Source organism: Pengzhenrongella phosphoraccumulans (genome assembly GCF_045689905.1).
Lineage (GTDB): Bacteria > Actinomycetota > Actinomycetes > Actinomycetales > Cellulomonadaceae > Pengzhenrongella > Pengzhenrongella phosphoraccumulans.
This window is the reverse complement of sequence record NZ_CP144210.1, coordinates 3209715-3227959: the sequence shown is the minus strand read 5'-3', so window position 1 is coordinate 3227959 and position 18245 is coordinate 3209715. Positions and strand designations below refer to the sequence as shown.

The window sequence follows — 18245 nt, the reverse complement described above, 5'->3', positions numbered from 1 at the left end:
AGGGTGCACAGGACGTAAGCCCGGCCCCGGTAGAAGCCAACACGCACACCCGCCAAGCCAGACGCCTCCCGGCTGGACCCGATCGCTTACATCATTCGGCCCCAGAAGTGAGAAGAACGCCGGCTGGACCACGTTCTCCACGACCCAGCCGAACGGTGGGAACACGAGGTGGTCGATCGCTGCCTAGACGTAGCCATAGAGGAACCGCTCGCCCTCGCGGCCGACGCCGGGCCGTCGCTTCCAGTCCACGTTGCCGAGCCACAGGAGACCCGCGACGATCCGCAGACCGGCCAGCGCCCGCCCGACGACGCGACGGCCGGGCTCTTCGGCGCCCAGAAGGTACCGAATCATGAGGCGAGTATTGCGTGCAGAGTCTGGTACCGCAGCCCAGTTCAGCCGCGAGTTCCGGCACGGCTAGAACGCCATGCCCGCGCAAATCGGGTCGTCGGCGCGAGGGTTGCCACGTGTTCGGCGTCGGCTGCTTCGTCCACGTCGCGCATCACGGGCGCGACGCCCACGCTCGATCCTCGCGACCGCAGGAGCTCCCAGGTCATCTGACCTGTTCTCGCGGTCGACATGGGGACATTCTCGAGACCGTCGACCTGCGCGGGGTCGTTCGTCGCCAGCACCCACCACCCGCCGTCGTCCGCGAGCCCCAGCACCGGTTGGTGCACCGCCATCGCGGCCACCGAACCGAGCACCGCCGACGTGACCTGAGGGGTGTCGATGCCGATCTGGACGACGGGCGCATGGGATGTCGGACACAGCTCACGGTGGGCGTTCGCGATCCGCTCACCCAACCCGGCGCCCCACTGCGGATGGACGGTCCAGCTGCGCAGACGGGTCAGCAGCTCCACGTCGTCCAGCTGACCCAGGTCCCCTCCGAGGGACACGTGGCACCGGCCGAGACCGAAGGTCTGCTCGCACACGTCGAGGGTGTCCAGCAGGGCCGCGGTCGCCAGCTGCGCAGCCCGCACAGCCCCCTGCGTTGCTGCGAGCCGCGTCTTCACCTGACCGGGAATCGGGACCTTCGCCATCACGAGCACCACGGGCATGCTCACGGCAGCACGCGGGCGAAGTCGCGGGCGGTGCGAACCGTGCCCCGGACGGTGCCAGACACCTTCGACCTAGTCCCGCTGGCCCGCGGGTGGTAGCTGATGTCGAGCTCGGCCAGCACCCAGCCCGCCGCCTGCGCCTTGACGAGCAGCTCCACGGGGTAGCCGAACCGACGGTCGCGCACGTCCAGGGCGAGCAGGTCCTCCCGGCTGCACACGCGCATCGGGGCGATGTCCCGGACCAGGAGCCCGGTTCGACGGCGCAGCCACCAAAGCACGAGCGCGTTGCCCGCCCGGGCGTGCCGCGGCCAGACCCCCGCCCGGACCGGTCGCCGGCGGCCGGTCGCCATCGTGGCCCCACCCCCGACGACGGCGGCGAGCAACCCGGTGATCTCCCGCGGATCCATCGACCCGTCTCCGTCCAGGATGGCGATGTAGTGGGCCCTGGACGCCTCGACGCCGGCCTGCACGGCAGCGCCGTAGCCAGCCACGGACTCGTACACGACCCGGGCCCCGCAGCTCCTCGCGACCTCGGCCGTGTCGTCGACCGAGCCGTTGTCCACCACGATGACGCCGAAACCCGCGGGGACCAGGGCGAGCAAGGCGGGCAAGGCGGCCGCTTCGTCCTTGCAGGGAAAGATCACATCGCACCGTAAGGCCATGAGCCCGACGATAGACAATGTCCTCCTCAGTTGTGGCCGACTGCCTATCATCGAGCCGTGACCAACCGCCTTCGCCAGGCATCCGTGCCCGCGCGGGGTCTCGCGGCGGCCGCACTCGTCATGGTGCTCGCGATGACGGTGCCGGTCGTCACGGGCTGGAAGGTGGACTTCGCGTCCTTCCATCCCGTGATCGCCTCCTGGTCACCGCGCGTGGGCCCAGGAACGGTGCCCGCTCTCGTGATCGGCGTCGCAGGGGTCCTGGTGGCGCTCGACGCCGCCCGATTCCTGCCCTGGCGGGCGCTGCTCGCCCTCACGTGGTTGACGGGCTGGGCATGGATGCTCGCGCTCGCGCTCGTCGACGGCGTGCCCGGAATCGGGAACGTCCTTGACGGCCGGTACGAATACCTCAACACCGCCCGCGCCACCACCGACGTGCCCGCCCTGCTACAAGAGTTCGTCACCCGGATCCCGGACGGTCCGAACAGTTGGCCGGTCCATGTCGCGGGACACCCGCCCGGCGCGCTGCTGTTCTTCATCCTGCTCGTCCGACTCGGGCTCGGCTCGGGCCTGGCGGCCGCACTGGTCGTCACCGTGGTGGCCGCCACGACACCGGTGGCCGTGCTCGTGACCGCTCGCGCGCTCGGAGCCGAGCTGCCCGCACGCCGGGCACTACCCTTCCTGGTCCTGGGACCCGTCGCGATCTGGCAGGCGGTGTCCGCCGACGCGCTGTTCGCCGCCGTGGCCGCCTGGGGGGTGGCCGCGCTGGCGCTCGGAGCCACGCGCCGATCGATGCCATGGTCGCTGCTCGCAGGAGCGCTCCTGGGGTACTGCGCCCTGATGTCGTACGGCCTTCCGCTGCTGGGGGTGCTCGCGCTTACCGTCCTGCTGGTGTCCCGGTCCTGGTTTGCGCTGCCCTTCGCCCTCACTACCGCGATCGCCGTCGTACTGGTCTTCGCTGCCCTCGGATTCGTGTGGTGGGAGGCCTTCCCGGTGCTCCAGGACAGGTACTGGAGCGGCCTCGCCAGTCGCCGCCCGGCGAGCTACTGGCTCTGGGGCAACATCGCCGCGCTGCTGTTCAGCGCGGGTCCCCTGCTGGCAGCGGCGCTCGCGTCCGCAGGCAAAGAAATGGTTGCGGCGATCAGACGCCCGAGCCGCCACGTCCTCGGTGCGTTGGCTGCGGCAGGTGTGATCATGGTCGCCGTCGCCGACCTCACGCTGATGAGCAAGGCCGAGGTCGAGCGGATCTGGCTTCCGTTTGTGCCCTGGCTGATGCTGTCCTGCGCGTTCCTACCCGAACGCTGGCGGCGCGGCGGCCTGGCCCTCCAGGTGGGGTTCGCGATCGTCGCCCAGCACCTTCTGAGGACCCCCTGGTGACAATCACGCCCGCAGCGGCTCCGTGGCGAACCGTGGCAGGCCGTCGCTTGGCCCGACCTCGGCGGTGAACCCGAGCTCGCGCGCGGCCCGATCCGGCGACGCCACGATGTGGCGCACGTCCCCGACGCGGTAGCGACCCGTCACCGCCGGCGCTCGACCCGATCCGGCCCCCGACGCGACGCTGCGCGCGACGTCCAGGATCGAGACCGGCTGACCCGAGCACACGTTATAGACGCCACCATGTCCCGGCTGCGCCACCGCGACGGCCTCGAGCGCGATCGCGTTGGCTCGAGCGACGTCGGCCACGTGCACGAAGTCGCGCATCTGCGCACCGTCCTCGTACACCTCAGGGACACGCCCGGCCTCGATCGCCGACCTGAACAGGGCCGCAACCCCCGAATATGGGGTGTTGCGCGGCATCCCGGGGCCGTACACGTTGTGGTAGCGCAGCGCGATCGCGGCGCCCGGCGCCTGGCGCGTCCAGGCTGCCACGTAGTGCTCCTGGGCGAGCTTGCTGGCCGCGTAGCTGCTCCGCGGATCGAGCCGGGCCGACTCCGGGACCATCTGCCACGCCAGCGCTTCCCCGCACCCCGGGCAGTGGTTCTCGAAGTCCCCGGCGTCGAGCGCGGCGAGACTTCGCGGCGGTGGCCGCTGCACGCCGTGCGTTGGACAGACGTAACGCCCCTCGCCGTAGACCACCATCGACGACGCGAGGACGATCCGGCCCACGCCCGCCGCGTGCATCGCCGCCAACAAAGCCGCGGTCCCGAGATCGTTGTGACCTGCATAGGCGGGCAGGTCCGAGACCGTCACGCCCGCACCCACCATGGCGGCCTGGTGGCACACCACATCGACGCCCCGCAAGAGATCCACCCACTCCATAGCACGACGGACATCGAGCCGGTGCACCTCCGGCCCCGCGTCCGCGTCGATCGGGTGTGCCTGCGGGATCAAGGCATCCACTGCGATCACCTCATGCCCGCGAGCGGCCAGCTCGGTCCAGATCGCCGATCCAATGAAACCGGCGGCGCCCGTCAAGAGAACCCTCACGCCAGCACCAACGGGACAGTGACGTCTCGCAACCCGGCAGACCACGAGCAATCCAATTGATGGTCAAGGTCGACGATCACACCGGAGAGCAAATCCGTCGTAAGGCCGACGTGCTGCGAGAACGGCGCGAGCACCGCGCCGTGGTGCACCGCACCGTGAGCGTCCACCCCGGCATCCAGGTCGGTGACCAGGCCCAAGGCTGCGCAACAGACGCCCAACCCCCGCGCTGGGACCGCTTCGGGATACCCCGTCAAGTTGACCAGCGACCAGCCGGCACCCGCATAGCTCCGCGACTCGGCACGCGTCGAGAATCGCGGACCCTCGACGATCACCAACGTCCCACCTTCATTCACGCCACCGTCCCAGGCGAGCAGCGCAGGAAAGTAAGGGTCGGAGAACCGAGCGTGCACCGCCCCCGAGCCGTCAAAGGCCCGCACGCGCAAGGCGGTCCGGTCGACAAGCTGATCAGGCACGACCACGTCTCCTCGGGGTGAGGACTGTGGACGGGGCACCGACCGCGCACGGAGCCAAGATGCGCCGCGCCCCTAGGGGGCACGACGCCCAGATGTTCGCCCGGGACTTGATCAGATGCGGAGGGAGCTCGTGCCCCAGCCTGTGCCGGGGCAAGAACGCAACCGTCCGCTCTCTGACCGATCCGATCGCAACGAGTGCGGGCGGCGTTCCGTACGGCGTGCTCATCTCGACCTGCTCGACGCCGACGAGAGAGGAGTAGAAGCCGCAACCGCCGATGACTGCCAGGGACGGCCTCAGGGAGGGGGACACGTGTGGAGTCTGACACCTGCCAGCACGCACAGTGTCTTGAATGCGAGACAGTCGACCGCGACACTCCTTCTTGGCGGGGAGATCAACTAGACAGAACATCGCTTGGTTGGCGCTACGTCCTTCATGGTGCGGCGCTCGCGTCCCGGGCGTTCAGCGAGGGAGTGACGCCGGCGCACAGCGGCAGGTTGGCTCCCGGCATCGAAGACGCCTGTCGCCGCCGCGTATCTCTTGCGTCGGCTCGCAGTCGACGGTCGCTGCGGTGTTCGGCTAGTCGTCTAGCTCGCGTTGGGCGTTGTAGAGGTGCTGAAAGGCCTCGGCCAGGGCTGGCAGGTCCCGGCGCGGGATGGGGTCGAGGAAGTGTTGGCGGACGCTGGTGGCGTGGACCGGGCCCATCTGGCCGCAGAGCTGTTCGCCGGTTTCTGTGATGCGAGCGAGCACCTCGCGGCGATCGGTCTCGCGGCGGGCACGCCAAGCCAGGCCGCGTTGCTCGAGGCGGTTGACGCGGTAGGTGATGACGCTGGCCTTCGTCCCGAACTGGCCCGCCAGGTGTCCCATGGTCAGCCCGTCAGGGGTGTGTCTCAACATGAGCAGGATGCCGTGATCGAGCAGCGTCACGTCGAAGGCGCGCTTGAGGTCGCGTTCGAGTTGGGCATGCAGGTGCATGGTCGCGACCACGAACGGTCCCCACGCAGACATCTCCTGCTCATCCAGCCACCGCACCGGGTCAGTCATGGGCCGAGCCTAGCGCGACGCTTGCAATCTGAAGGATCACCCTGTAAATTCCTTCGAATCTGAAGTGTCTAGGTGAAGGAGCTCGGCATGTCAGTCCTACAGATCGTCCGATTCCACGCGAAGCCCGACGTGAGCAACCAGGAGATGCTCGCGATCAACGACCGGTTCCAGCGGGAGGTCGCTCCCACCCTCCCCGGCCTCGAGCGGCGCGAGGCCACCCGCAGCGAGAACGGCGAGTGGGTGCTGGTGCTGCGCTACACCAACATGGAGCACGCCGCGGGCGGGGCGGCGCGGGACACCAGCCCGGTCGCTCTGGAGTTCATGTCGAAGATCGACATGAACTCGATGTCGGCGTCGTTCCACCCGGTCGTCTCCGAGTAACAGGCTCAGCCCGGCACGAACTTCGGTCCCACGCTTGCAGTCGGGAGGGCTCCGGTGAATCCCGGGCGCAGTTGTCAGGCGCTGAGGCGCGTGACCTCGGTGGTCATGGCTGTGACGCGCAGGTCATGATCGCAAATCGCGTCACGGGCATGGCTCAGCAACGCAGCCAACCGAGCCGACAAACTAGGTCCTGTCGCAGCGCTGTCGAAGTCCAGCGGACTCCGTCTGAAGGACCCAAAACCGAACACGTCGTAGTTGGCGTGAAGTGGTGCCCGGCGGCAGCGCACAGCAGGCGCTGAGCGCCGAGTGCCACCACTGCATCGGTGGCAGACGGGCACTTCATCGTCGCCAGCCGCGCCGTGGTCATCGTCTGACTCGGCGGTCATCAAGTTCCGGCGGACGGCTGGGTACGAACTGCCACTCATCGGTCGATAGGAGATTCGATGAGACGGCCGGCAGGCTGCCCTCACGGCCGAACCGATCGGTCTGCCCCTCCCAGAGCGACGCTCCGTCGCCGTCACGGAATTGGAAGTGGCATGCGCAATCCACTGACCTACCTGTCCCTCGGCCGCAGGCTCGCTGCGGCATTCGCCGTCCTGTGCTTACTGCTCATGGTCGTGGCCGCCGCAGGGCTCAACGGCTCGGCCCGCCAGCGAGCCCTCGCGCAGCAGACAACAGCGCTACATGAGCTACGCACCGATGTGCTCCAGCTGCGCTACCTCGACGCCGACGTCAGTGGGTGGCAGGGCTACGTGTTCGTCGACGCGCTCGTTGCTGGCCCCGCCGCCGCGGTCGCGGCAGACAACACCAACGTGATGGGCCTGAACGAGTCGCGAGCGGCCGGCGACGCCCTCCTGATCACCCTCAAGGCCCATCCCCTGACCCCGCCCGAGCGGGTGCTCATGGATTCCCTCGACAAGCAGTGGACGGACTACTTCGCCCTCACCGACTCGATGATGGGCCTGATCGCTGAGGGCACCGCGGCGTCTCTCGATGCCGCCCACGAGATCCTGGAGGGGGGTCTCGACACCTCCTGGAGCAACTTGCTCGATACCACCACCGAGCTCCAGGCGAGCGTCGATGCCCGGATCTTCGCCCTGGACGACGCCGCCGACGCCGCCGCGTCCGGCGCGCGGCTGCAGGTGCTCCTCGCCGGTGGCCTCGCGGTGCTGATCGCGGCCGGACTCGGCACGAGCATCACTCGGTCGATCGTGCGTCCCCTTCGCCAATGCAACCTGGCACTGACCGCAATGGCTGACGGCGACCTCACCGTCGCGGCCGACATCCCGAACCGGGACGAGGTCGGTGACATGGCTCGCTCGCTCACCCGAGCGCAGGCGTCGCTGCGCGAGACCCTGACCGGGGTCGGCGAGACCGCGCAGACCGTGGCCGCCGCAGCCGAGGAGCTCTCGGCCGCGAACTCGCAGGTCACCGCCGGGTCCGAAGAGACCAGCGCACGGGCCGGGGTCGTGGCAGCTGCCGCCGAAGAAGTGTCCCGCAACGTGCAGACCGTCGCGGCCGGAGCCGAACAGATGGGCGCCTCCATCCGGGAGATCGCCCAGAACGCCAACGAGGCTGCCAAGGTCGCCGACCGCGCCACCGGCGTCGCCGCGTCCACCACCGACCTCATCACCCGCCTCGGGATCTCCTCCGGCGAGATCGGCACAGTTGTCAAGGCCATCACCTCCATCGCCGATCAGACGAACCTGCTCGCGCTGAACGCGACCATCGAAGCCGCCCGCGCCGGTGAAGCCGGCAAGGGGTTCGCCGTGGTCGCCGGGGAAGTCAAGGAGCTCGCCCGCGAGACCGCCCGCGCCACCGAGGAGATCACCCGCCGCGTCGAGGCCATCCAGGCCGACACGACCGGCGCCGTCGCGGCGATCGGCGAGATCAGCGCCATCATTGCCTCGATCAACGACTACCAGCTCACCATCGCCTCCGCCGTCGAGGAGCAGACTGCCACCACGAACGAGATGTCCCGGTCCGTCGCCGAAGCCGCCACCGGTTCCGGCGAGATCGCCTCGAACATCACCGGGGTCGCCTCCGGCGCGGCCACGTCCAGCGAGGTCCTGATCCAGATGGGCGGGTCGGTCAACGAGCTCGCCCGGATGTCCGCCGACCTACACGAGCGCATCTCGGCATTCACCTACTAGATGTACTCGGCCATCACGTTGGTGACAGTCGGCTGATTGGTGGTCCGCCGACGGCGTAGTGGTGTCGTTCATTGTTGTACCGGTGGAGCCAGGCGGGGTAGGCCGCGGTGCGTTTGTCGTTGGACAGGTAGGGGCGCCGGTAGGCCCACTCGGTGGCCAGAGTCCGGTTGAAGCGTTCGACCTTGCCGTTTTGCCACGGGCAGTGCGCCTTGATGAACCAGTGGTCGGCGCCGTGTGCTGCCAGGACCTCGCGCAGGTCCCGGCTGCGGGAGTAGGACCAGTGGTTGTCGGTCAGGATCGCGCGCACCGGCGCACCCAAGGCAGCGAAGTAGTCCAGCGCGCGGTCGGTGAACTCGGCACCGGTCGGGCCCTTCTCGTCGGGCAGGATCTCGGAGTACGCGACCCGGGAGTGGTCATCGACCGCGGAGTGGACGTAGTCGAAACCGAGCCGGGTCTTGCGGCGCAGGGAAGTGGATCCGGCCGCGCGGCCGTGAGATTTCCAGCCGCCGCCGTCGGGAATGCGGCCGATCTTCTTGACGTCCAGGTGGACCAGGTCACCGGGCCGGTCGTGCTCGTAGCGCCGGGCGGTGGCTTTCGAGGCGCGGATCACGTCGCCGGTGATCGGGTCGCACTGCCACAGGTAGGGCACCCCTGCGCGGCGCAGGACCCGCGAGATCGTGCGCGCGGGGACCCCGGTGGTCCGGGACAGTTCGTCCGGCCCGCACCGGGAGCGCACCCGTTCAGCGACCACGGCCTCGACCACGCTCGTCGGGGTCGCGCGGGGATTGGCGCGGGGACGGCACGACCTGTCCAGCAGGCCGGCCCGGCCGAGCTGGTCGTAACGCGCGACCCAGCGGTGCGCGCACTGGCGCGAGACACCGAGCTCCCGGGCGACGTGGGCGACCGGGCGACCGTGCACCCGCACGCGCTGAACGAGCAACCATCTGCCATGCGGCGTGAGCCGCGCGTTAGCGTGAGACACGAGGACCTCCGGTTGGTGAAGACGTCAGACATCTCCACTACGCCCGGAGGTCCTCCTCACGTCAACACCCCAACCGTCACCAACCTCGTGGCCGAGTACAACTAGATCGCGCGTGTCTCGCCCGAGTCATTCACGGGCTGCCGCCCTTGATCATCACCGCGCGGTAGCAAACTCGCCCTGGGTTCCACGGTGGCCCGGTACCCCCAGAGAGTCGCCGGGGAGAGGTTGCTGCGCGGTCGTCGACTTGCGACCCGCCCCGGTTCGACGATCGTCACCTTAGCCACCGGCGTGGACGTGCCCAACGCCTTCCCCTACCCCGTCGCGATCGAACGTCTGAACGCCGCTGACGTGCCCATCGGTGGCGGGGCCAGTGCCCTATCTGTGCGCCCTGGTCTACTGCCTGCCATGCCTGCTGCTCCTCATTGCCGGCCCGGCCCGGCGCGAAATCACAGCAGCGCGACAGCGGATATCCAACCCTCCGGGGGCCGAAGCGTCCAGCGACGATCCATCCTTGCCGCGATGGGACTGCTGGCGCTCGCCGTCGTCGCGGCTGTCGTGGTGCTCACCTAGGAACGCGGGGCGGGGACCGACACTCCATCTTGCCCAAAGGGCAACCACGATATCGGTGCACACCACCGCCCCTTACCCTCTCCCACGTCTCCTCTTGTGCCCCAGCCAGCGCATGAAAGGGAGAAAGGGAGAAAGGGAGAAAGGGCAAGCCCGTCACAACATCTCGTAGTTGATATTATCCGGTGGGTCATGCACTACTTCCTCACGCGCCCGTGACGGGGGCCGTGGCGCCAAACGTAGCGCGCCAGCAGCGAAAACACGCGTGAACAGCTACCCAGGAGGAACGTTCACAGCGAACCGCGAAGCGCCCCCGAATGTTGCCGCGCGTGTGTGCTCATCGTGTTTGGAGGACCCGGTGTGGGCACATCGAAATGGCGGTGGATTGTCGCTCGCGGTGGATCTCCTCGTAGTAGGGCGACGCACGAGTTGACGACTTGACTCGTCCGGACGGCGCCCCGCGGAACGAATCGTCGGCTTGTTCAGAGTGCCGCGTCGCCTTCGGAAAACCATAAGCACGACCTTTGAGCGCACCCGGGCGTTCTCGCGCAGGCACTGAGAAGCCATCGGCTGGGTCGTGGTGGCTGTGCGTCGCGGTGAGGCCAGTAGTTCGTGCATCCTCGCGTGGTCGCAGCGGCCTTGGCGCCCAACTCGGATGGGGTCAGTGCCCCCGCGACGTGCAGATTCTCCAGTTGGGTGAACAGGGCGTCCACGTCCAGCTCGTCCAACTCCATCACTCCTGTTCGTACGGTGTCCGGCGCCCCGCTCATGAAGCAATCGGCGGGGTGCTGCTCGGACTTGACGTCCGACAACAAGCTCACCGGGTGAGATCGGTGAGAACACGGTCAATCACGCGAGCTCACCGGCGTTATGTACGCATCCGGGGCACGACGTAGGGGTTGGACGGTCGCATCCAGACCGAACGCAGACAACGCGGTGCTCAACCTCGCCCACCAAAGGACAAACGACCGCGGACGGGCGGACCTACCAGGACCTATGTCCCTAGCGCGACGGCCGAGCGACTGTAAATCTCTTTCCGGAGCAGTTCTGCCCCACCTTTTGCCCCTTTCGACTCCCGAACGTTGCTCGTTTCCCGAGCGCGTTCGAATCATTGTTTGGAGAACCCATGAATTGGCGCCACCATGCCGCGTGCGTGAATGAGGACCCGGAACTGTTCTTCCCGATCGGGACTGCGGGTCCCGCCCAGCACCAGCTCGAACAGGCGAGGGTGATCTGTCATCGCTGCCCAGTGATCGACACCTGCCTGGCGTGGTCGCTCGAGTCCGGACAAGACGCCGGCGTATCGGGAGGCTTGTCCGAGGATGAGCGGCGTTCACTCAGGCGTCGAACTGCGCGCCAGCGCCGTAGGAGTTGACGGCCTCAGACCAGTCTCGATGGGCGGGGGTGGGCAACGCCCTCATCCGCCGCATCACCGACCCCGCTGCGGCGGGGACAAGCGAAGGGATGCGATGAGCGACAACAATCAGGAATCGAGAGTGCTGCGCTGGACGTCGGCGCTCACGACCCGACTCCCCACGAGCGAGATTCAGGGCCGAGCAGACGTGCCCACGCAACGCTCACCGCGACCGCTCGCACCACCACCAGTCGGCGGCACTCGGCCCTGAGGCCTCGTTCTGCCTGGTGGACAGCAACTCGGTGGAGTCCCGTCGCGAGCGGTGTCGACCTCGGCGATTGATTGTTCGGCTTGCTCGACCACCACCCTGACGGCACAGGGTCCGCGATTGAAGCGCAGCACGCAACCCTTCGCTCAACTCCTCCTGGTGAGCACGGCGGATGGCGAGGTTCAGCGCCCCAGAGACATCGCCAGCGAGCAGCTCAGCATCGGCCTGCTCGACGGCGCCAAACCCGCCGATGTGCCGGGCGTCATCAGAGGTTGAGCGCACCGACATTGCGGTCCAGACCGGAGACGGCACGTCGCCAGTTGAGTCCAGCAGAGTGGTGTACCGGTAGCCCGGTGGTCGTGTCGTCGTCGAGAACGTAGACGTAGGCGCGGCCACCGCGTGATCCTTCGAGAGACCGTCCAAAGCCCACTCGAAGAGGACAACACGATGACCGCTCCGTCGAGTATTGACCCTGCTGACTTCCTGCACGAGCACCTGGCCCAGTCCTCTCCGGACCTGATGCGTCAGATGCTCACCACGTTCATCAACACCCTGCTGTCCGCCGACGCCGACGCCGTGTGCGGCGCGGCCTGGGGCCAGGTCAGCGAGGCCCGCACCACCCAGCGCAACGGGTACCGCCACCGCGACCTGGACACCCGCACCGGGACCCTGGACGTGGCGATCCCCAAGCTGCGGGCCGGCACCTACTTCCCCGAGTGGCTCCTCGAGCGGCGCCGCCGCGCCGAGGCCGCCCTGACCTCGGTCGTAGCGACCTGCTACCTGCTCGGCGTCTCGACCCGCCGGATGGACAAACTCGTCCAGTCGTTGGGCATCACCGGGCTGTCGCGGTCGCAGGTCTCAGTGATGGCCAGGGACCTGGACGCCCAGGTCGAGGACTTCCGCACCCGACCCCTGGACGCCGGCCCCTACACGTTCCTGGCCGCGGACGCGCTGACGATGAAGGTCCGCGAGGGCGGGCGGGTAGTCAAGGTCGCCGTCATGGTCGCCACCGGCGTCAACGGCGACGGATTCAGGGAGATCCTGGGCGTCCAGGTCGCCTCCGCCGAGTCCGGGGCCGGGTGGTTGACGTTCTTCCGCGACCTGGTCGCCCGCGGCCTGACCGGCGTCCAGCTCATCACTTCCGACGCGCACGCCGGTCTGGTCGAGGCGATCGGGGCGACCCTGCCCGGGGCGACCTGGCAACGGTGCCGCACCCACTACGCGGCGAACCTGATGAGCGTGTGTCCGAAGTCGGCCTGGCCCGCGGTCAAGGCCATGCTCCACTCCACCTACGACCAGGTCGACGAACCCGCGGTCAACGCCCAGTTCGACAAGCTCCTGGACGCCGTCGAAACCCAGCTGCCGGCCGTGCACGCGCACCTGGACGGCGCCCGGGCGGACGTCCTGGCGTTCGCGACGTTCCCCAAGGCGCTGTGGCGCCAGGTCTGGTCGAACAACCCCAACGAGCGGTTGAACAGGGAGATCCGCCGGCGCACCGACGTCGTGGGGATCTTCCCCGACCGCACCAGCATCATCCGACTCGTCGGCGCCGTGTTGGCCGAGCAGCACGACGAATGGGCCGAAGGACGCCGCTACTTCGGCCTGGAGGTCCTGAGCCGAGCCCGACTGACCCTCATCGACAACCCCCACCACAACCAGGAGGACGCACCCACCCTGAACACCCTGAGCGCATAGCTCACCGCGAAGAATCACGCCGAACCGCTACACCACTCCCCAGGACTTGACCACGTCGCCACGTGGCGGGCCCAACGAGCCCCCGACAACTCCACCCTCCCACTCGACGCACGAATTTGGGGGGTGTCGAGCAGCGCCACTCTCGCCGGCCCCAGCCGGCCGTCGCGCAGCTTGGTTGGTGCGAAGCGGCGTCGCGGAGACACGCCATAGCTGGACGAAAGCGCCCAGCTGGTCCCAGTACCCGCGCACCACGGCGTCGCGGGCCAGACCTCATGGAGGACCTGGCCCAGCCTGTGCACGTCACTCAGCTCGTGCCGCAACTTGAGGGTCTGCTCGATGTCGACGCACGCGTCGAGGAAGTTGCGTGCCGCCGTTGCTGGATCGGGTGCGCCGGGGGTCGCCGCGGCGCCCACCAGGGTCTGGGAGGTGTCGGTCGCGGCGTCAGGTATGCCCACCCGGCTGCCCGTCAGCGACCTCTGGCGCCGCGCCGGGCACCAGGTGCGCCAGAGGTTGTCGCCAGCCAAGGTGCCGCGAATCGGCCGCGGGCTCCCCGATCGCCGATGCCACCCACCGGCAATATGGTACGAAAAAGGTCAAACCAACCCGTTCCCACTGGGAGTGCCTCATGGACGTCATCGCTGCTCTGCGAAACCTGATCCGCCCCGAGGCCGTCCGGCTCAACTACTTCCGCGTCCCGGACACCCACGTCATCGGTGAGTCGATCTCCCCGCAGCCCGCCAGATCCCAAGAGGTCTACTTCCAGGTCTCCGCGCTCAGCGTGCATCTGGCCCATGATCGATTCCTCACCAAGACGTACATCCCCGGGGTCGCAGCCGTGGTGACCACCTCCTCGGCCGGCGGCACGAGCGAGTTCATCCGGGTAGCGGGGTCCAACGACCTGGCAGCGCTGGAGTCTTCCTCGCTCGGCCGAACGATCTTGGTCAACAAGGCCGTCTCCCCGCTCCTGCCGTTCACGGGCGGGAGCGTGGAAGTGATCATGGGTCTGGTCGCCTTCCAGAACTCCGATGCGATGCCTGGCCTGCTGAACCTGGTCTCGAGCGTCACAGGCCTGGTCGGCGGGCCAGCAGCTGCAGCAGCAGCAGGCGCCGTCGGCAACGTGGTCGCCCAAGGGCTCGACACCCTGCTCGGCAGCGGCAAGAAGAACCTCGTCCTGAGCCTGGACCACCGGTGGACCGGCGCAGAGGACGACGTCGCCAACTCCGACACGCTCGTGTTGCGCGAAGGCTTCTGGGTTCTGCTCAACGAGGAGTCGCGCTTCAATGACGATCTGTGGATCAAGGACGGCCAGCTGATGCGCGGAGATGCGCCGGACCACCTGGCGGCCGTGGCCGGCATCGACTACATGGTCCTGCGCATCGACACCCGCGTGGCGCGCGACGACTGGGAGAGCTTCTGCGGGGACGAACTCAACAAGCGCCAGGCAGCGGCCGACCGCGGTGACCCAGTGGAAGCCGTCGCCCAGAACCGTGCCGCCATGGCCAAGATCGCCAACTCGGCCATGTTCACCCGTGCTGACAAGCAGCGGCTCGGAGCGATGCTGCGCGCTTGGTCGCCCACCGCAGAGGTAGCCGCCCCGGCCGACGTAGCCGTTTCCGGCAACGGTGGGCCGAGCGTCGCCCGCGGCCTCGCGGCCGCGACGCTCGGCACAAGTGCGGCGATGCCCGGCGAGGCGCCAGCGCCAGCGATGGATCGCCTGGCCGACATGGTGGGCTGACTACCCACACGGTCGGCCCGGCGCGACTCTCGCGCTCGGTGGTCGTCCACCGCACCCGTGGACGAACCGGCGGCACTCTTACGCGGCGAGCCTGCCCGCGAACGGGTCCAGGCCGCAGATGGCCCCGCACCGGCCCACCTCGTACGACGTACGACACAGCGCATACCTGTCGCGAACCGGTGGTGCGCCGGACGGCGGCGGGTCGCAGAGGACGACTTTCACGACCTAGACGCTGCACCTGGATTTGTCGGGGAATGCTGAGGAGGTGCTACTGGTGGGGCGTGACCCTGGCGCGTCAATCAAGGCTTCTTCTCGCGCTTAGCTTCCAGGCGCCGTGCTCGGTGGCCCTTGACGCGCAGTTGCGTGAGTCGGATGACTCCGACGATCGCGACGATGGCAGCACCCGCGACCGCCGCGATGAGCAGCGCTGTGCCGAGCGGGACCGATCCGGTGAGGCCGAGGTAATGCACCTCGACGACGTCTTGGTTCTGCAGGATCAAGACGATGAGCAGCACCAAGAGAACAAGCGCCACCGCGGTAGCGAACCACGCAGCGGCCGCGCGCGTCGGGGCGGAGCCACTCGGCGGGAAGCTCGTTGCATCCGGACGTGTCGGCGGAGTGATCGACGGGCCACTCGGTCGGGATGGCGACGTGTCTGAAGTCATGGACTGCCTCCGACCCCTGGTGTGGGTGAGTACTTCAACGGTACTGCTCAAGCTGGGCGATTCGAAGGGGCGTGAGGACGTGATGGCGCCCGTGCAGGGGCGGCCCGAATTCTCAGTCGCCATCCAAAGGGGACTCGGTACCCTTTATCCGGCATGCGAGAGCGTGAACCTCAGTCTTTGAAGGATTCTGTTCCGTGGCCCATCCCCGTCATCGTCCATACCTGGTCCGACCCCAAGGTCGAGCGGGTCCTGTGGCTCGATGCTCGACGACCTCGAGCGCGCGCTCATCGGGGTCGTCCAGGCCGAGCGCGCCGACGTGCTCGCCTCGATCCGCGAACACCTCGAGGCCTCACTCGACGGCCTCAGCAACTTCGGCACCGCCGAGGTCGAATGCGTGCTCACGCGCCTCGGCCCCGTTGAAGGCATCGCCGCCGAGACCGGACACCGGCAGTCGCCAGCCACAGCTCCCAAGTCCGGGTGGCCGACGTGGATTGGCACCCTGACGACCAGCCACGCCGACGCTGCGCGAGATCAGGGACGAACGACTTTGGCAATGAGTTCGCAGCGATGAGCCAGGACCGGCGACGGTGTTGTTCGCCGATGATGTCGAGCACCGTATAAGTGTGGCGAACCGCTGGGTCGCCGGCGACCTGAGTGGCAGAAGTGATCTTCGGCGGCCAGCGCGGCCGGTTGGGCCCCGCGGTTCTCTTCGGCGCCGGCGACCCGAGGCCTGCACCCTGACTTCTTCCCTGGCTCGACGCGTCGGTCGTCGAGTAGGGTCACGACTTCCGATGGGGCGTCGACCATGTCGCGGCCCCCAGACGACGCCCGCGGGCCCTCGTGCGGGCGAAGTGTTGCCCGCGCCGGGTGAAGTTGTCCGTTTTGCGCCATCTCACGCTCGTCAACGAGTAACAGTTGCTTACCAGCTCCCGCGCGACGGGGGTGGGGGCAACCGCCACACCAGGCGGTCGTAGGGCGGGGGCGCGGTGAGCACGGTGATGGTTGTGGACGACGAGGAGCGGATCCGTGCGCTCATCACGCGATCCCTGGCGTCGGAGGGGCACAGCGTCGTGTCGTTCGGTGACGGCGTCGGCGCGCTGAACCGGCTCACGACGGGCGACGTCGACCTGGTGCTCCTCGACCTGATGATGCCTCGCTGCAACGGGCTCACCGTGCTCTCGTCGCTGCGTCAGCGTCACGACGAGACCCCGGTGATCGTGCTCTCCGGGGCGACCGACATCGCGACCCGGGTACAGGCCCTCGACCGGGGCGCGGTCGACGTCATCGCCAAACCGTTCTCCCTCGTCGAGCTGCTCGCGCGGACACGTCGGCACCTCGGCGCGAAGCGGGTCCCGCGGACCGACAACCGGTTCATCGAAGCGGGCGGCATCCGGCTCGACCTCGAGCGACGTTGCGTCCGGCTGGCCGACCGCGAGGTCTCCCTCACGGAGCGCGAGTTCACCCTGCTCGCCCACCTCATGCGCCGCCGGGGCGAGGTATGCCGCCGCGAGGAGCTGCTGCACGACGTCTGGGACATGGACTTCGACCCCGGCAGCAACGTCGTGGAGGTCTGCATCCGGCGGCTGCGCAACAAGCTGCAGCCCGATCCGCCGATCGAGACGATCCGCCGGGTCGGCTACTGCTTCCACGGTGAATGACCCCGTGTCCGAGAAGGCGCCACCCCGCTGGGACCTGTACTACCCGTGGCTCGCGATCGCCGCGGTGTGCACCGCGGCGATGTGGGTGTGGCCGGGCGAGGAGACGATCCCGTACCACGTGGCCTGGGCGTCGTTCGCCCTGCTGTACGGCCTGGGTGACTGGCGGCTCCGCCGGGCAGTGACCGGGCTGGCCCTGTACACGATCGCCACGGGAGCCGTCCTCGTGGTGCATGCGGCGACCGGCTTGCTCGTGTGGCAGGAGACCACCGAGATCCCCCTGATGTCCGTGCTCATGGTGCTCGCCCTGTGGAGCGTGCGACGCCGTCAGTTCGCGCTCGCCGCGGTGACCGTGATGGCCGACCGCGAGCGCGCGCAGGCCCTGGATCGTGAGCGCCTGACCCGGCTCACCTCGCACGAGCTGCGCACCCCGCTGACGATCGCCCGCGGGTACGTCGAGCTCCTGCTCGAGCGCGAGCTCGATCCCCAGCAGCGCCGCGACCTCGCCGTGGTCGACGACGAGCTGGACCGGCTCACCCGCGTCACCGAGCGCCTGGTGCGCGTGATCCGGCTGCAGGGCGGCGCCGAGCTCGAGCGCGTCGACCTGGACGTGCTGCTCTCCCAGACGGTCGAGCGCTGGGCGCAGGTGGCCGACCGGCGCTGGGTGGTGGACGCCCGGGCCGGGGCCTACGACGGCTCCGCCGAACGCCTGCGCGCGTGCCTGGACACCCTGATCGAGAACGCCCTGCGCTACACGCGAGATGGCGACACGGTGCGACTGAGCGGGCACCGCGACGCCGGCTGGATCAGCATCAGCGTCGCCGACTCCGGGCCTGGCCTGAGCCAGGAGCTGATCGCCGTCATCAACGGCGAGGCGGACGGTGACCTCGAGATCCCGCGGGACGAGCTCTCGCAGACCGGGCTCGGGCTCGGGCTCGTCCGGGGCGTCGTCAACGCCCGGGGCGGCCACCTGCGCGCCGGCACCGCCGCCGAGGGCGGCGCGCAGCTCTCGGTCGAGATCCCCGTTACCTCAGCCCTGGGCAGGTTCGCGCCCGAGGCCCCGAGCGCTGACGACGCGGGCGCAGGCCCAGCCGGCGATGCTCTCTCGGCCGGGATGTCCCACTGACGCCTGCA

General features: G+C 68.6%; 17 protein-coding genes. 9 read left to right on the top strand and 8 right to left on the bottom strand.

The features are described from left to right. Window positions 1-183 precede the first annotated feature (183 nt). Genes VTA80_RS14860 through VTA80_RS14850 form a run of 3 tightly spaced genes read right to left on the bottom strand, consistent with a single transcriptional unit; the run spans window position 184 to window position 1717 of the window. A complete protein-coding gene (locus VTA80_RS14860) occupies window positions 184-351 on the bottom strand; it encodes a hypothetical protein (RefSeq protein WP_407341867.1) in 168 nt (55 codons plus the stop codon). A 41-nt stretch (window positions 352-392) separates the two neighbouring features. Then, complete coding sequence (locus VTA80_RS14855; protein ID WP_407345785.1) at window positions 393-1055, bottom strand: DUF2064 domain-containing protein; 663 nt, start codon at window positions 1053-1055, stop codon at window positions 393-395. Window positions 1056-1057: 2 nt separating this feature from the next. Next, entirely contained in the window at window positions 1058-1717 is a 660-nt protein-coding gene (locus VTA80_RS14850; RefSeq protein ID WP_407341866.1) for a glycosyltransferase family 2 protein, read from the bottom strand. Between the two features lie 57 nt (window positions 1718-1774). Here VTA80_RS14850 and VTA80_RS14845 point away from each other — a divergent pair, with 57 nt between their 5' ends. Further along, complete coding sequence (locus tag VTA80_RS14845; RefSeq protein ID WP_407341865.1) at window positions 1775-3091, top strand: hypothetical protein; 1317 nt, start codon at window positions 1775-1777, stop codon at window positions 3089-3091. 3 nt (window positions 3092-3094) lie between these two features. Here the strand turns inward: VTA80_RS14845 and VTA80_RS14840 are convergent, their stop codons facing one another. From VTA80_RS14840 to VTA80_RS14830, 3 genes are all read right to left on the bottom strand, one after another. Continuing rightward, window positions 3095-4141, bottom strand: a complete 1047-nt coding sequence (locus VTA80_RS14840) for an NAD-dependent epimerase/dehydratase family protein (RefSeq protein WP_407341864.1) — start codon at window positions 4139-4141, stop codon at window positions 3095-3097. Further along, window positions 4138-4620, bottom strand: a complete 483-nt coding sequence (locus VTA80_RS14835; protein ID WP_407341863.1) for a hypothetical protein — start codon at window positions 4618-4620, stop codon at window positions 4138-4140. Before VTA80_RS14835 ends, VTA80_RS14840 begins: the two co-directional genes overlap by 4 nt. Before the next feature lie 571 nt (window positions 4621-5191). After that, window positions 5192-5656, bottom strand: a complete 465-nt coding sequence (locus tag VTA80_RS14830; RefSeq protein WP_407341862.1) for a MarR family winged helix-turn-helix transcriptional regulator — start codon at window positions 5654-5656, stop codon at window positions 5192-5194. 87 nt (window positions 5657-5743) lie between these two features. On the opposite strand from VTA80_RS14830, the gene VTA80_RS14825 reads away from it, so the two are divergent. Both VTA80_RS14825 and VTA80_RS14820 read left to right on the top strand, forming a co-directional pair. After that, on the top strand, window positions 5744-6037 hold the full coding sequence (locus VTA80_RS14825; protein WP_407341861.1) for a hypothetical protein: 294 nt from the start codon (window positions 5744-5746) through the stop codon (window positions 6035-6037). A gap of 536 nt (window positions 6038-6573) precedes the next feature. Next, window positions 6574-8190, top strand: a complete 1617-nt coding sequence (locus VTA80_RS14820) for a methyl-accepting chemotaxis protein (protein WP_407341860.1) — start codon at window positions 6574-6576, stop codon at window positions 8188-8190. Between the two features lie 13 nt (window positions 8191-8203). Here VTA80_RS14820 and VTA80_RS14815 read toward each other — a convergent pair whose 3' ends face one another. Next, window positions 8204-9172 (bottom strand): IS481 family transposase, encoded by a 969-nt coding sequence (locus VTA80_RS14815; protein ID WP_407341859.1) that lies wholly within the window; start codon window positions 9170-9172, stop codon window positions 8204-8206. A 1693-nt stretch (window positions 9173-10865) separates the two neighbouring features. Between VTA80_RS14815 and VTA80_RS14810 the strand changes: the two genes are divergently transcribed. The 3 genes from VTA80_RS14810 (at window position 10866) to VTA80_RS14800 (ending at window position 14791) form a co-directional block, all read left to right on the top strand. Then, entirely contained in the window at window positions 10866-11114 is a 249-nt protein-coding gene (locus VTA80_RS14810) for a WhiB family transcriptional regulator (RefSeq protein ID WP_407341858.1), read from the top strand. 694 nt (window positions 11115-11808) lie between these two features. Further along, on the top strand, window positions 11809-13056 hold the full coding sequence (locus VTA80_RS14805; protein WP_407341857.1) for an IS256 family transposase: 1248 nt from the start codon (window positions 11809-11811) through the stop codon (window positions 13054-13056). A 625-nt stretch (window positions 13057-13681) separates the two neighbouring features. Beyond that, entirely contained in the window at window positions 13682-14791 is a 1110-nt protein-coding gene (locus VTA80_RS14800; protein WP_407341856.1) for a hypothetical protein, read from the top strand. A 299-nt stretch (window positions 14792-15090) separates the two neighbouring features. Here VTA80_RS14800 and VTA80_RS14795 read toward each other — a convergent pair whose 3' ends face one another. Then, window positions 15091-15324 carry a lipopolysaccharide assembly protein LapA domain-containing protein gene (locus VTA80_RS14795; RefSeq protein ID WP_407341855.1) on the bottom strand — a complete coding sequence of 78 codons (234 nt, stop codon included), beginning with the start codon at window positions 15322-15324 and terminating at the stop codon, window positions 15091-15093. A gap of 391 nt (window positions 15325-15715) precedes the next feature. On the opposite strand from VTA80_RS14795, the gene VTA80_RS14790 reads away from it, so the two are divergent. From VTA80_RS14790 to VTA80_RS14780, 3 genes are all read left to right on the top strand, one after another. Further along, window positions 15716-16027, top strand: a complete 312-nt coding sequence (locus VTA80_RS14790; RefSeq protein ID WP_407341854.1) for an HAAS signaling domain-containing protein — start codon at window positions 15716-15718, stop codon at window positions 16025-16027. 415 nt (window positions 16028-16442) lie between these two features. Further along, window positions 16443-17114, top strand: a complete 672-nt coding sequence (locus VTA80_RS14785; RefSeq protein ID WP_407341853.1) for a response regulator transcription factor — start codon at window positions 16443-16445, stop codon at window positions 17112-17114. After that, window positions 17107-18237, top strand: a complete 1131-nt coding sequence (locus VTA80_RS14780; protein ID WP_407341852.1) for a sensor histidine kinase — start codon at window positions 17107-17109, stop codon at window positions 18235-18237. The genes VTA80_RS14785 and VTA80_RS14780 overlap by 8 nt, the downstream gene beginning before the upstream one ends. Window positions 18238-18245: the final 8 nt, after the last annotated feature.